General features: G+C 44.4%; 10 protein-coding genes and 1 pseudogene. 6 read left to right on the top strand and 5 right to left on the bottom strand.

The annotated features are described in order from the left end of the window. From NDI34_RS25450 to NDI34_RS25440, 3 genes and pseudogenes are all read left to right on the top strand, one after another. A pseudogene (locus NDI34_RS25450) lies at window positions 1-1,842 on the top strand (hypothetical protein); the annotation flags it as partial. A 377-nt stretch (window positions 1,843-2,219) separates the two neighbouring features. Continuing rightward, complete coding sequence (locus NDI34_RS25445) at window positions 2,220-2,729, top strand: hypothetical protein (RefSeq protein WP_348234207.1); 510 nt, start codon at window positions 2,220-2,222, stop codon at window positions 2,727-2,729. Between the two features lie 30 nt (window positions 2,730-2,759). Then, window positions 2,760-3,470, top strand: coding sequence for a hypothetical protein (locus tag NDI34_RS25440; protein ID WP_348234206.1), 711 nt, complete (start codon window positions 2,760-2,762; stop codon window positions 3,468-3,470). Between the two features lie 764 nt (window positions 3,471-4,234). On the opposite strand, the gene NDI34_RS25435 is transcribed toward NDI34_RS25440, so the two are convergent. The 4 genes from NDI34_RS25435 to NDI34_RS25420 are packed head-to-tail and all read right to left on the bottom strand — an operon-like array spanning window position 4,235 to window position 7,877. Further along, on the bottom strand, window positions 4,235-6,685 hold the full coding sequence (locus NDI34_RS25435) for a CHAT domain-containing tetratricopeptide repeat protein (protein WP_348234205.1): 2,451 nt from the start codon (window positions 6,683-6,685) through the stop codon (window positions 4,235-4,237). Between the two features lie 44 nt (window positions 6,686-6,729). Next, the gene (locus tag NDI34_RS25430; protein ID WP_348234204.1) at window positions 6,730-6,927 is read right to left on the bottom strand and encodes a hypothetical protein; all 198 of its coding nucleotides are present in this window, start codon (window positions 6,925-6,927) and stop codon (window positions 6,730-6,732) included. Between the two features lie 3 nt (window positions 6,928-6,930). Beyond that, window positions 6,931-7,245, bottom strand: coding sequence for a ribbon-helix-helix protein, CopG family (locus NDI34_RS25425; RefSeq protein ID WP_348234203.1), 315 nt, complete (start codon window positions 7,243-7,245; stop codon window positions 6,931-6,933). Further along, window positions 7,242-7,877 carry an AAA family ATPase gene (locus NDI34_RS25420; RefSeq protein WP_348234202.1) on the bottom strand — a complete coding sequence of 212 codons (636 nt, stop codon included), beginning with the start codon at window positions 7,875-7,877 and terminating at the stop codon, window positions 7,242-7,244. The genes NDI34_RS25425 and NDI34_RS25420 overlap by 4 nt, the downstream gene beginning before the upstream one ends. A gap of 279 nt (window positions 7,878-8,156) precedes the next feature. Here NDI34_RS25420 and NDI34_RS25415 point away from each other — a divergent pair, with 279 nt between their 5' ends. After that, window positions 8,157-8,678, top strand: a complete 522-nt coding sequence (locus tag NDI34_RS25415; RefSeq protein ID WP_348234201.1) for a tyrosine-type recombinase/integrase — start codon at window positions 8,157-8,159, stop codon at window positions 8,676-8,678. A 179-nt stretch (window positions 8,679-8,857) separates the two neighbouring features. Then, window positions 8,858-11,035 carry an ATP-binding domain-containing protein gene (locus NDI34_RS25410; protein WP_348234200.1) on the top strand — a complete coding sequence of 726 codons (2,178 nt, stop codon included), beginning with the start codon at window positions 8,858-8,860 and terminating at the stop codon, window positions 11,033-11,035. Window positions 11,036-11,963: 928 nt separating this feature from the next. Here NDI34_RS25410 and NDI34_RS25405 read toward each other — a convergent pair. Continuing rightward, window positions 11,964-12,830, bottom strand: coding sequence for a hypothetical protein (locus NDI34_RS25405; protein ID WP_348234199.1), 867 nt, complete (start codon window positions 12,828-12,830; stop codon window positions 11,964-11,966). A gap of 330 nt (window positions 12,831-13,160) precedes the next feature. Between NDI34_RS25405 and NDI34_RS25400 the strand changes: the two genes are divergently transcribed. Then, window positions 13,161-13,861: GIY-YIG nuclease family protein (locus tag NDI34_RS25400; RefSeq protein WP_348234198.1), on the top strand; the 701-nt coding region annotated here is incomplete at its 3' end.

Genomic DNA, 13,861 nt, shown 5'->3' with positions numbered 1-13,861 from the left:
AGGGAAGGGGTAGATATCCATTTTTGGGCATCGCGAGTGGGGATGAATGGCTGTCGGATTGGCAATGGTTCAAGTTCCGTCAAATCGCTGCTCGCATCTCAAAACGCTGCGACGAAGGTGAATATTTTCCTGTTGCAACGTGCGAGCTTTGATTTTGAAGATATTGATACTCATTTCCAGAACGAATCCCTGCGAGCTTGGGCAAAGCTCGCCGCTCGTCACAATGCGGCGATGTGCAATTATGCCGACAACATTGTTGAAGGATTGAAGGCTGACGGACACACAATCATCCCCTTAGACGAGACGGGTAAGGGTAAGGAAATCAAAGCGGAAATTAAACTTAACCGAGATACGAATTACCAGAGGGAAGGAGAAGCGATTGCTGATGCACCAGATATTTCATCTAGTGAATACGAAAAGCTTTCCAACAAAATCAATAAAACCAAAGCCGAGCGGCAGACAGAGCGTAAGCATTCACTCAAGCTTCGCTATGCAGTCGAGGAGATTACATCGTCCCTTGTCCAGATGGACGATAAAAAGCTTTATCCCAAATTGCGCCTACACTACTTCCTGACTGTAGGTAGGGAATACCTCAGCGACCATGACCAAAAAAGTGCGGCTGCTGCCACTGAAGCCAAAGCATTGTGGAAACCGGACTTTAATCGCGCTCAAATGGGGCTGAAAGTTTTGGTACTCCAGCGGTTGGGTATCGAGAAGTTTTTGCTTGCAGAAGGTAGGGAATTTAGAAACGGTGACGAGGACTTGGAATCACTGGCGTCCACTGCCATTGCTCAGAGAGGGAGAATTAGGACGGCGCTGGGGATCTCGATTCGCTTGGAAGATTCGTCAGTGGTCGTGCTGAGAAAACTGATGTCATGTCTGGGAATCAAATTGAAAACTCTAGGCAGAGATGGACAGGGGGAGAGAAAGCGATTCTATGGTCTTGATGTGTCGCCCGAACATTTAAAAATCTTTCAGGCATGGCTTGAGAGGGATTTAGCCGCGGCGTCCACTATCAGTAATAAAAAGATGAATAAACCAGAAGTGGACATAAAACCAGTGGACGCTCCATCCCCAGACTTGGAGATAGCCCCGTCCACTGGCAGTAATCAAGAGATGAATAAACCAGAAGTGGATGAGAAAAAAGTGGAAACATCACTCCAATCATTCGAGGTAGCGGCACGGTCGGGCAGGGCAGCACGGTCGGGGATGGCAGCAGACGTTGAGAATGCTGTTCGCACGCTAATGCTAGTCAAGACTCCAGAGCAAGTCACTGCGGTATTTGACCGCCTCAAACACTTTCACACTGAGGTGAAGAGCGAAATTTGGGCATTAGTTCCCAAAACCAGAAAACAGCAACTTCTAAAAATGGAAAAGGACGGACGCTGGATTGCCGAAATTCCTTCGCACCTCAAAACAGAGATTATTGAAGGTCGGCGTAGATTGTTAGCTGCCCCGGTGACAGAGATTCTTTCCGTGATGGACTCTTTCTCCAATATTTACCAAGGGCAGTATTTAGATGAAGAGATCATTCAAATCAGAAACGGCATTTGGTTGGGACTATCTGAAGAACGAAAGGTGCGGATTACTCTTAAGAAGGAGTTAGCGCTTGAAGCCAAATCGTCAGCGTCAAGCCGTACGTCATTCTGGGGAGCGAACCACGCACCCGAACCCTCGTTCACTCCAGGTCAACAAGTAGTTTTTGAAGGGAGAGTTTACACTGTAAGTACATCAACTCATACTCACACTCAGCTTCAAGGCATCGATAAAGCGGTAGTGAATGGGGAGCTTGAACCACTTAAGCAGGAGGCAGACCTAATGGCGAGCGCCTTTTTTCTCTAAAGCAATCGCTTTTTTAACGTCCCAATTGGGACCTATATCCGCTAAACCTCAATAGTGTGATTGCGCTCCCTTAAGTTGATTTTCCGTTGAGCAGCCCTCCCTAGTTAAATATGCGAAAGTAAGGGCAACAAACAAAGTAACTGAGTTTTTCTAATAGGATAGCTTGTATTGATTGAATGATAAGGTTTCTGGAGGTTGCCTTCCGGAAAGTAACAGAAGAGGGCTGCTTAGGGCGTAATTGAGAAATTATGATTGGGGTGTACTTGCACTGATAAGTCTAGAAAGCGTGTAATTTAGGTAATTTTATCTAGGCGTTGTCTTGATATCTGTGCCAGACTTAATCAGTAGAAGTTGCGTAGCAGCTAGTATTAGGAGCAATGATGGACAATCAAAACCTATCTACAGCACAAGCAAATTTAAAGCTTGCACTTTGGAATGTAAAAGCCGAGTCAACAAAAAGTAGCGAAGTATATGCACAACTTCAAGAGTTGGAGCTTCCTGAAGAAATTGTCAGTCGCTTGCATGAACTAATCACTTTTACAAAAAAGGTTTCAGGTAAGGTTTTTGCTATTGGGAAAATTGTAGTCCTAAAAATTCTTGAGTTCGTCAAGGCTCATCCATTTTTAGTTGTTGGTGCTGGTATAGGTGCTGTCATCGGGGCTGCTATTGCAGGTTTAATAATTTCGATACCATTTTTAGGACAACTCTTAGCTCCACTGGCAAAAGCATTGGGAATAACTGTTTTTGTAGTTGGTGCAGTGGTTGGGCATAGACTAGACAAGAAATTTCAAGGTGTAGGTGAAGACATTGCTGAAATTGCTCAACAGTTCTTTTCTTTTTTTGCAGACGTACTCAATACTGTATTTCGTAACGTTGTTACTGCTTAATCTACAACTTGAAATAATAAGGTTTTAACAATGTCTAACAAGCAAGAGTTGACGAAAGAACAACTGATAAAAATAATTGAACAACTAGAGAAGAATCCTAATGACAGAGTCGGAATTCTTGGGAATGTTGGGGTAACGGCATTAGGGGCTGCTGGAAGCGGAGCAGCAGCAGCGCTTGTCTTTGCACCAACAACTTCCATACCCATTATCACAGCAGTAACAGGTCTTGCCGCGGTTGGAGCAGCCCCTGTTACACTCGTTGCGGGTGCTGCTGTAGTTGGCGGAGCCGCTGTCTATGGTTTATCCAGATTAATCAAAGGCGGTGGTTTTAACGAAGGTAAACGCAATCAGTTATTGAATGAGTACAAAGAAAAGTTAAAGGAAGCAGAAGCTAAAGAGAGACAATCCAACTTTAATGAGCATGATAAGACAGAATTTTATTCGTTCTTGAAAGAACCGCTCAAACATAATTTGATTAGCCCTGACGATGCTCAACAATTAATGCAAGCTGTAGAGAATGGTCATATCTCCCTTAGTGAAGCCTATAAACTTGTAGGGCAAGTTTTCTCAGATAGCAAAACAGCAGGGCAAGTTCTTTCAGATAGCAAAACAATGCAGCCTGAAAAAGTAATTACTCCTTGCCCAAATTGCTCTCAAAAGCTACGCGCTCCAATTCATTTAGGACAAGTGAATTTGACCTGCCCCAAATGCAAGCATAGTTGGTTGTGGTTTCCAAAGTAATATTTGCAGCTTGTTTTGGTTTGACAATTCTGTAAGCGTCGCAGTGAGCAAATAAATTGTTGAACCGAAACGCCCAAAAATGGTCGGCCCGGTACTTCAAAAGTATTCGGTGAGCGTTTGAGGTGTGCTTTTGCATAACAATGGATAATTTTCTGTCGCTAAGCAAAAGAGCTAATATGAAAAGTCTTTCATGTTAAGCATTCCAGCGTTCAATATGAATTAATGTAGACTTATGCACCAGGTCACTTTAATGTGCCATCATTAACCCTTTACGAGACAAATTTCTCAACTGGATAGAAACCGCCTTAAAACCAGTCCTAATTGGAGTTTATTTTCGATTCGGCAGCGCTTCCTAATAAGGGACGGAAAAGGAAGTGCGGTATTGGTGATTTTGAAGAACAGATAATTAACGGCTGCGGCTCCTACAAATATTTAGATTATTGGAGAGTCAATGTAATTAAAAAGTGCGATTGCACCTTATGCACTATCATCCCTCCATCCGCACTGCGGACAATCCCAATGCACCGGGGGCGTTTTATATTTGGGGAAAGGCATTTCGCACTGTGGACATCTGCCCGTAAACATCGGGTGCAAATCTAGTACCTCTAGCTTTTCCTCTGGCGTGAATCGTTGCCGAGGCATGGGCACTGGTTCACCGTCATAAGTTGGTCGCTCCAGCACTAGATCGCCATTAACAAGCCTCGTTCTTTTTGGTGCCCACCATTCAAACAATTTGGCATCGGAGCAGAAGCCGAGACTTCGAGTTACTCAGCTTCCCCAATCAACGTGTATGCAGCCCAAGTGTTGGGTTGGTTAGGATATTGTTTCATCGTCGTCAGCATCGCGCTTCGCAAAGCTTGCGCTTTATCCGAGTTTTGTTGCAGATTTCGATAAAATTGGGTCATCAACAAAGCCGAAGGATTATCCGGTATCGCCCACAAAGTGACGATGACACTGGGAACACCCGCCGTAATTAAAGAGCGAGACAGTCCAATCACACCATCGCCAGTCAGTTTACCTTGCCCGGTATCGCAAGCACTCAAGACAACTAACTCAGCATTGAGCTTGAGATTCAGGATTTCGCTAGAGGTGAGCAACCCGTCATCTTGACCAGAAGGAGCCAGGGCGATCGCACCCGGTATCCCCAACTCTTGAAAATCATCCAACAATCCATGAGTTGCTAAATGAATCATTTTAGCGGTGGGTAGCTTCTGAACAATTGCAGATTCAGTAGCTTGATTACCAATTAGGGCAGTTGTATTCAGGAGACGAGCAATCTCAAGTGCTTCCTTCTCGGCACCTGGTAGGGGCGAAAGCGGTTGAGGTTTTTCTCCAATCTTCGGGGCAAGGCTAGGCATCGAGGGATTGCCAACCACTAGAACATCCTTGGCGGACACTGGAACCCGTTGTCGTTGCTGACGGGTTAACGCCAGCACCTGAATCGAAGGAGCCGTTAGGAGAGTGTGTTGTTCAATTAGGTATTTGTTGTTGGCATCTTGAAGGGCAGCAAAGGGAACTAAGAACAACGATTCTTGAGGGATAAAGATAACACGGGCATTGGGGTCAGCAGGCAGAAGGTCAGCAATGGGTTGAATGAGGAGTTGGTGGAGTTGCTGTAAGCGTTCAGTTTGGCTGACATCATCTATCAGAGACACTTCGATCCCACCGCGACCTCTGACTCCGATAGCTTCACGGCTGTTGATAACGAGTTCTGTAAGGCTTGTATTTTGCTGCTGCCATAGGGGTTTGAGGTCAACACGGCGGAACGATATAACGCCTGAGGGTGGAATTATCCAAATATAGAGTTCCGATTCGTGAGATTCTTGTTTACCCTGAACTTTGAAGTTGTCATAAATAATCGAATATTCAACCAGGGTGGCGTTTTGCTGTTTGGCGATTTGTTGAATTTGCTGGATGTTGGGTGGATTGGGAGAGACATTCGGCCCAGTAGAAGAAGCAGAGGAAAAGCGTGTTGCCAGTAGCTCCACAAATGCTCTGGCACGACCCCTTTCAGCAACTTCTAGAGCCTCTGTGGGTTGATTTTGGGCAATCAGGACTTCTTGCAGCAGGCGATAGGTGCGAGCTTGCTCCTCAAAGATTGACACTTTATAGGCATCATTGCCACCCAATCGTTCTCGGAGAGATTCATATACCTCAATTCCAGCGCGAAGGGTTTTTTCGGCTTCCGTTAGATTGCCTAATCTCCGGAGAGTATTTCCCAAATTGCTTAGAGATGTCCCCTCCCCCGAACGGTCTTTGAGTTCCCGCGCAATTGTTAAACTCTGCTGGTGGTACTCAATCGCCTGGGCGTAATCTCCCAGGTAATAGTAAGCATTGCCCAGACCGCCTAAAGAAACCCCCTCCCCCAAACGGTCTTTGATTTCCCGCATGATTACCAAACTCTGCTGGTGATGATCAATCGCCTTAGCGTAATCTCCTAGCGAATTGTAAGTAACTCCCAGATTACTCAGGGATTCTCCCTCCCTCAAACGATTTTTGATTTCCCGCGCGATGGCTAAACTCTGATGGTGATAGTCAATCGCCTGGGCGTAATCTCCCAGGGAATTGTAAGTATTGCCCAGATTGCTCAGGGATTTCCCCTCCCCCCAACGGTCTTTGATTTCCCGCTTAATTGCCAAACTCTGCTGGTAGTAGTTAATCGCCTGGGCGTAATCTCCTAAGGAAAAGTAAGTACCTCCCAGATTATTCAAAGATGCCCCCTCCCCCAAACGGTCTTTGATTTCCTGCGCGATGGCTAAACTCTGCTGGTGGTAATCAATCGCCTGGGCGTAATCTCCCAGGGAATCGTAAGCACTTCCTAGATTACTCAGGGATTGCCCCTCCCCCAAACGGTCTTTGATACCCTTAGCGATGGCTAAACGCTGCTGTTGGTAATCAATCGCCTGGGCGTAATCTCCCAGAGAATAGTAAGTAATTCCCAGATTGCCCAAGGATTGCCCCTCCCCTAAACGGTCTTTGATTTCCCGATAGAGACTGAGTGCTTGTTGCCATGACTGCAATGCCGCCTCAAATTGATTGGTCTGAAACTGCTCAATCCCTTGCTGGAACAGTTGGTCTGCTTCGGCTTTCCGAGCGTCTGGGGTTTGCGCTAACGCCTGTGTCGTTAAGAATGGCGCTGGAAAATTAGGCGAGAACGGCGTTGCAGCAGTTGTCAAAAGAGCGATCGCGCTGAGGATTCTAATTTTGAGACGCACAGTTATTCTGGGAAAAAGTGCAAGGATGAGATTGCTGTTTTAACCTACAGCGATTGGGCACGTCTAGTTATCGGTTGATGCGAGAGCATCGTCGCCAGAATTAAGAATGCGATCGCTTGCGAACTGCACTCAGATACTTCTAATAAAAGAAGGAGGCGCAGGATTATTGAAAATTTTAGTGCTAGAGGAAAGGATGCTTTCGTGTGAGTGCGATCGCATTCTGAATCGGTGCCAATTGGCACAACTCAATCTTCCCCTTCAAGTTCTGCCAACGCTTCAGCCAGTAAAATTCGCAGCACTTCAGATTTCTTCCTGCCAGTGCGATTGGCAAGATTAGTGAGTTGACGATGCATTTCTGGTGAAAGGTCGAGGCTGACTCTGATGGGTCGCTCCTTAATTGATTCCTCTTTTTGTAATTTTTCCAGTAGACCTCCAGGTTCATGAGTGGGCGCAGAGGTCGCCGATGGTTTTTCAGTTGGTAGTTCAGGTTTTGGTTCGCTACCAAAGATAAATTTGTCGGCAGCGTCGTTCAAAGTTTTGCGGGGTTTCTTGGGAGTCATTTGAGCAATTTCAGAATTTCATTGAATAGTGATTCAAATTCCTTGGCTGATTCTTTCGCTCCTGAGATATCCCAAATTGTTCCCTCCTGAGTGAAGCAGTCGGAGATTGCTTGTTTCTGATGAATCGCTGTTTTGAGCAGGGCGACATCAGGAAACTGGTTTAGGACTTCCAACGCTTCTTTTTTGAGTCGAGTTCCTTTGAAAGCACGATTGAGAAAGATCGCTGGCTTGGGCAGACCACCAGAGATTTTCTGTGCTGATTTAATCAAGCGAACGATGTCTCCGGTACTAGATAAATCCAATCCACTAGGTTGAACAGGCGTGACTGAGACATCGGACAAACATAAAACTGCTCTGGTGGCTTCCCCGGAATTGGGCGCACCATCAACGACTACGTAATCTGTCTGCTCAGATAAATCTGGGATTTGCTCAATTAAGTCGTTGGCATCTGAGAGTTTGATGATGCGAATAGGGAGCTGCATTGAGGAAAGCCACATTGAACCACTGCCCTGTGGGTCGGCATCTAGAAAGGCGACCTTTTTCTTTTTGCGCTGTAGCCAAACAGCGAAATGGACGCTACCTGTGGTTTTTCCGACGCCCCCCTTTTGGGCGCAGAACGCAATGACAGACATCTTTTTACTCCCTAAACTTGATTACTCAACTCAGTTACTTAACTCAATTACTTAGAGTAAATACTTATTGCTACTAGATTAAGTATGCCAGAATGAGCGGCTTAGACTTCACCGAAAAGGACTCTTTTAGGTGGATTTACCCTCAGTAGCTAACGGATTTACTAGAGTTCCAGGGCTGCTGGATTGACCTAACCAAACACTGTTTTAGGTGGAGTTAGAATGAGAACCTAACCCAAGCCCCCGATAAAAGAAGCAAAGCCGGATAATGAACGAGATTATTTGACGCCAGATGAGATGGGGCGGCTGATAGAGGGTGCCAGAAAATCGGGGCGATATCCACGTCGGGATTTTACGCTTCTCCTCCTAATGTATCGTCATGGGTTGAGAGTTAGAGAGGCAGTCAACTTGCAATGGAAGGACGTAAATTTTACTACCAAACATCTTTATGTGCGGCGGCTTAAGAAAGGTGCGCTCTCAAATCAACCTTTGTATGGAGATGAAGTGCGATCACTCCGACAACTGCAACGAGAATATCCAGATACAGCTTGGTTGTTTAACTCCGAACGTCAGGCACCACTGACAACGCGAACAGTGAAAGATATCGTTTCCAGAGCAGCAGAGGAGGCGAGGTTGGTTTATTCAGTTCACCCACACATGATTCGTCACAGCACAGGTTTTTACTTGGCGGCGAGGGGATACGACACTCGGAAGATTCAAGATTACTTGGGGCCTCGTCAGATACAGCACACCGTTAGATATACCCAGCTAGCACCAGGACAATTTGAGGGGATGTGGGAATGATGAACAGCCAGTAGTAAGAGGACTTCCGAGACACGAGCGCAGGGCATTCCGAGTGATTGGAAAAGACATATCAATCCGTTTCCTAGACGGTTGTTTATAAAACACGCAAGTGAGTGTGTTGGATATGCTTTTTTTTTCGGGAACTCTAAGTTAAAGCGATAGAAAAAGCTAGGAGTCAGATGGTTATAGGTACTGAAAGTCAATCATCAGAGTGGAGATTTATTGAGACGGAACCTTTGGGTTTAAAGGGTGAAGCTGGGGAACAGCGAGTTTGGGATCGGCTTCGTCAAACTTTTAGACAAGGAGAGGGGGTTGTCCTTTGGAGCTATAGCACATTTAAAAAAGACCAACAATTTAGAAAAGAACCGGATATCTTAATTGTCAGTCGCGAACTCGGATTAATTATTATTGAAGTGAAGTCTTGCGGAATTAATGATATTGAAGCAATTGAGGCAAACCGATGGAAGATGAACCAACGGTTCCATAGTGATTACCTTTATCCCTACCGCCAAGCAGAGAAACAGCTTTATGCGTTACTCGACCATTGCAATGAGAAAGCAGAACTTTATAAAAAAGTACCGGGGAGAGTAATCGTTGCTCTACCAGCGATAACTAAATCTGAATGGAGAAATAAAGGATTTAATGAACAGCACCATGCCTGTCCTCCTATTCTTTTCAGAGATGATTTAGGGAAAATAAATTTATTTGCTTATATTCGAGATACAGCAACGATTATTCAACAGGGTGAGGTTTCTCTAGAAGAGAAAGAATGGAACCTACTTTTAAGGGAAGGGCTTGGTGTTTTACCTCCCCCACCCCCACCTCCGCCTCCTCCTGTTGTCCCACCCTCACCACGAGCTAAAGTTATTGCCGAATTGCGAAATTGGATTAGCGATATTGATTGGCAGCAACTTGAAATCGGGATGCAAGTTCCCCCGGGGCCACAAAGAATTCGTGGTATGGCAGGGTCGGGAAAGAGTATCTTGTTATGCCAAAAAGCTGCTCGAATGCACTGGCGGAATCCAGAGATGGATATTGCCTTAGTATTTTTTACCCGCAGTCTTTACGGGCTGATTATTGAATTAGTGGATAAATGGTTGCGCCACTTTTCTGGCGGTGAAGTTCACTATGACCCGAAAACTTCTAAATTGCGAGTATTACACGCTTGGGGAGCTAAGGATCAGCCTGGTCTGTATAGTTCTATCTGCAAAGCGTCTAATATCAAAACTCAGAGTGTTAATGATTTCCCAAACCGTTTACCGAATGAAGCCTTGGCTCTTGCCTGCACAGAATTACTTAATCAATCAAATATCTCCCAGATTTACGATGCGATTTTGATTGACGAAGGGCAAGATTTGATTGTTGATAATACTTTAAAGTTTGAGGATAAACAGCCATTTTATTGGATGGCATATCAAGCGTTACGACCTGTTGATGCTGCAACACCAGAAATACGACGTTTAATCTGGGCTTACGATGAAGCTCAAAGTCTAAATAGTTTAGTAATTCCAACAAGTAGTGAAATCTTGGGCACTAAACTTGCTGGAATGATTGGCGGGGTAGGCGGAGGGATATATAAAGGTGGCATCAGAAAAGCTTATATTATTCGTCGTTGTTATCGTTCTCCAGGTTGCGTCCTTGTTGCTGCTCATGCAATTGGGATGGGATTACTACGACCTAGTGGAATGCTAACTGGATTTACGAACAAAGAAGATTGGCGGAGGATTGGGTATGAAGTAGAGGGGAATTTTAAAAAGTTGGGTTCAACCATTACTCTACATAGACCTCAAGAAAACTCACCAAATCCAGTCCAGCAGGAATGGAATGAGGACTTGATTGAGTTCAATATTTACAATTCACGTACAGAAGAAATTCAAGAGTTAGTTGACAGAATTAAACGGAATTTATTTGATGAAGGCTTGAATCCTAGCCGGGATATTTTAGTGATTGCTCTAGGTTCTTTCCAACTTCAAAAACAGATAGCTGAATCTCTTGTATCGAATGGGATTAATTTCTATATTCCAACTGCTACTGGCAACAATTCTTTTCCCGACAGCCAAAGAGCAAATTTAAACAAGTTTTGGAATGAGGGGGGTGTTACCGTATCTGGTATTCACCGTGCGAAGGGGAATGAAGCAAATATCGTTTATGTAGTGGGATTAGAAAATGTAGCAAAAAATGAAAGTAACCTAATTTTACGAAACCAACTATTTGTCGCAATGACCAGAGCGAGAGGTTGGGTTAGCTTGAGTGGAATTGGAAAATATTCCATGTATGAGGAGATTCACCAGGTTATTGAAAGTAAAGGTAGTTTAAACTTTCCCTTCCAGCCGCCTGTATTAAATACTGGCGAATGAAGATGCAATATCTGTTTTCAGAGTTTAGACCTAGTGAGTTTAATGAACTGTACCAAGAGTTATCCTAAGTTTTTTATAGCTCAAAAAATCAATTAACGCTTTCTATCTAATAATGTGTGAAGAATGAGACAAAGAAGGGTAGCCGGAACACCCACTAAACCGGAATATCTTTTGCTCTGGCAATGAGAGCTTTCGGAAACAGCGCGACCTACAAAAAAAATACCCGGATAGCAAGAGTCAGGGTGTTGGGCAACATTAAACATTTGTCGCCGTTGAATCATTGCATTCATTTACATCCTAGAGGTTGAAGCTATTTTCGTTCAGTTCTATCAAAAATTAACGTACAGCAATTTGGAGTGACTGTATTTAAGGCAGCAGTTCAGGCATTCTTAATCAATAAAACTAAACCTCTCGATTGAAGTTTAAAGAGGATGTCTCTTCAAATTGTCGAGTTGTGTTTTTTGATACTTGCCATCATCTCTCCCAAGTGCCTTATATTTGCAAGCTGTTCTTTTGTCGTTGGCTCTATCTTCATCCCCCAACCCTCTTCCAATGCTCTCACTCCTCACGCCAACGCCTAAGTTGAGTGTCAATTTGGGCTGCCCTCCTCTAAAATCCCCTTAAACCGCCTCTGAATTCTGCTGATGACTTCTACCCTATGAAAGGAATCTCATCGCTCTTGCTGAGTCTTCTAGCTGAAAATAGGACGATGTTAATCCGGTAATTGCAAGTCTTGATTTTTCAGAGGCTTGATCCAGATGGAGAACCGCTTGCTGATTCAGCTCGTTCAGCGCCTAGATTGTCTCGCTTCCAGGGTGTTGTCCTGCTTCTGATAGCAGCAATCGCTGATTATCAGCTTCAAGAACCACGGGAATGACTTTCCTTCCTCGTTTTTCCACTCTTCCTATCCACCGCTCTGCCAATCCTCTCAGTACCCTTCCAGCTTCTCTAAGCCTTCAGGGATACGTTCTGCCTTGAGGATATGATTTCTTGCCATTTCTTCTTTACTTTCCCCTCTACCGTTATCGTGCTTTCCCTTGACACCTGCTCCACTTCTTACTTCCCTTGTTTCAGTCGAAATCTCGACCACCTCTGCCGTCGTTGTCTGACAGTCGAAATTTCGACCGCCGCGCCCGGAAGATTTGTCTTCATGATTTGGTTTATTCGTGGCGACAACGTTTGAAGAATCTCTGCCACTCATGAGAGGTGTTTCGGTCGCTGCATTGTCTTGTGTTGTAATTTTTTCTTTCTGTTCGTCTTCAAATGGATCTGGAATCACCCTTAACTCACTCTTGTCTTCTTCCCCTTCCAGAATTTTTTTTCCGCGCTCGTCCGCGTGCGCGTCCGGATTGAGTGAAGTAATCTCTGGAGTAATCTCTGGAGTAATCTCTGTTCTATATGAGATTGGCATTCCCAGTTTACGGAAGTTGGGAATGCCAACTTCCGTAAATTGGGGTTGTCGATTTACGGAAGTTGGGAATGTCGGTTTACGTAAATCAGCCTCTCCCCATTTTTCTCCTGTAAATCGGGGTTGTCGATTTACAGCAAAACTGACGGTTTCAAGGGCTTTTTCAACGACCGGATGATTCCGGTAGAAGTAGGTGAGTCCTTTGATTTTGCCGTGGTAGGAGCAGGAGAGTCGATTGTTGAATTTATCTACAGATAGATGCGTCGTGAGCTTTTTTTTGAGAGATGGCGCTTCCTGTGTCCGTATTGAGAAGGAGTAATCTCCGGCCAGTTCCCCGGAGAAATATATATATGTATACCCCCCCATTTCGTTTTGAAGTGGCATCAAAATTGGTTTACCCTCTTCCTCATTTCGGTAGGGGTAGCATCGAAATCGGGGACACGCTCTGGTTATGTTTCAATAGCTCTGCGACCGCGAAAAAACGTAATCTTGGCAATCTTTTTAAGGTTGCAACCAGTGAAAAGGACGTTAGCCATCGAGAGTCCCTGAGCAGTCGGAAGAATGCGAAAATCTAAGTCAATCAGATTTTTGTCAGAAAGGAAATGAGCCGCTGCCCGAACCGGCCAATCGGTTGCCCCCCAATTGAGCTATGAATGCTGAATAAGAGCGTGATGCTACTCATTCTTTTCGATTAACTATAGTAAAAAAAGATACTGAATGTGGCTTAAGTACGGCGTAGATACTGATAAAAATGTGTTGGTTGGTATTGAAGATGTCAGTAGTGGTAAGACTGACCTTATATGCCTTTATTGCGGCAGTAGATTAACCGCTAAAAAAGGAAAAATTAAACAACATCATTTTGCTCATACAGAAGAGACTTGCCGTCCGGTAGCTGCCAAGCAAGTTCCTAGTCTACCTTTATACGATGCTTTTAATATTCAGCTATCTGGTAAAGAGTTAGAAGAGCTGAAAGTGCTGTGGAGAGAATATGGCAGGCACGGTTATTCTATTCCTGCTGTCCCTTTTAAATTCGTACTTTCTAAACTACTGCGATGGAATAATGACTATCAATCTCAAGGGCATGATTTTACCAACTTAGGTAAAATACCAGTCTGTGCTTTACCACTAGAGTTGTTCAATCAGGTTCAGGAACCTCTGATTTTAGAGAAGTTGGATTTACTAGAACAAGCAGCAATTCGCGCCAAACTAACAAACTCTTCATCGATACCAGAACGACTCGCTGATTTAAGAATTTACCGCGCCCAAATCCAGCGAATTCTTCAATTTAGTTTGTACTTTTTGGAGATAAAAGCAGATGGAAAACTGCTACACAAAATCGGCGTAACTCGGCGTTCAATCCAGGAGCGAGTGTTTGAAGTACAGCGCAATCTAAAATCTCATTATAAAGATGTGTTTAT

Origin of the sequence: Trichocoleus sp. DQ-U1, assembly GCF_039961925.1 — a bacterium.
Taxonomy (GTDB): Bacteria; Cyanobacteriota; Cyanobacteriia; order Cyanobacteriales; family FACHB-T130; genus FACHB-T130.
The sequence above is the reverse complement of the archived record's forward strand: the minus strand, read 5'-3'. Positions and strand labels throughout refer to the sequence as shown.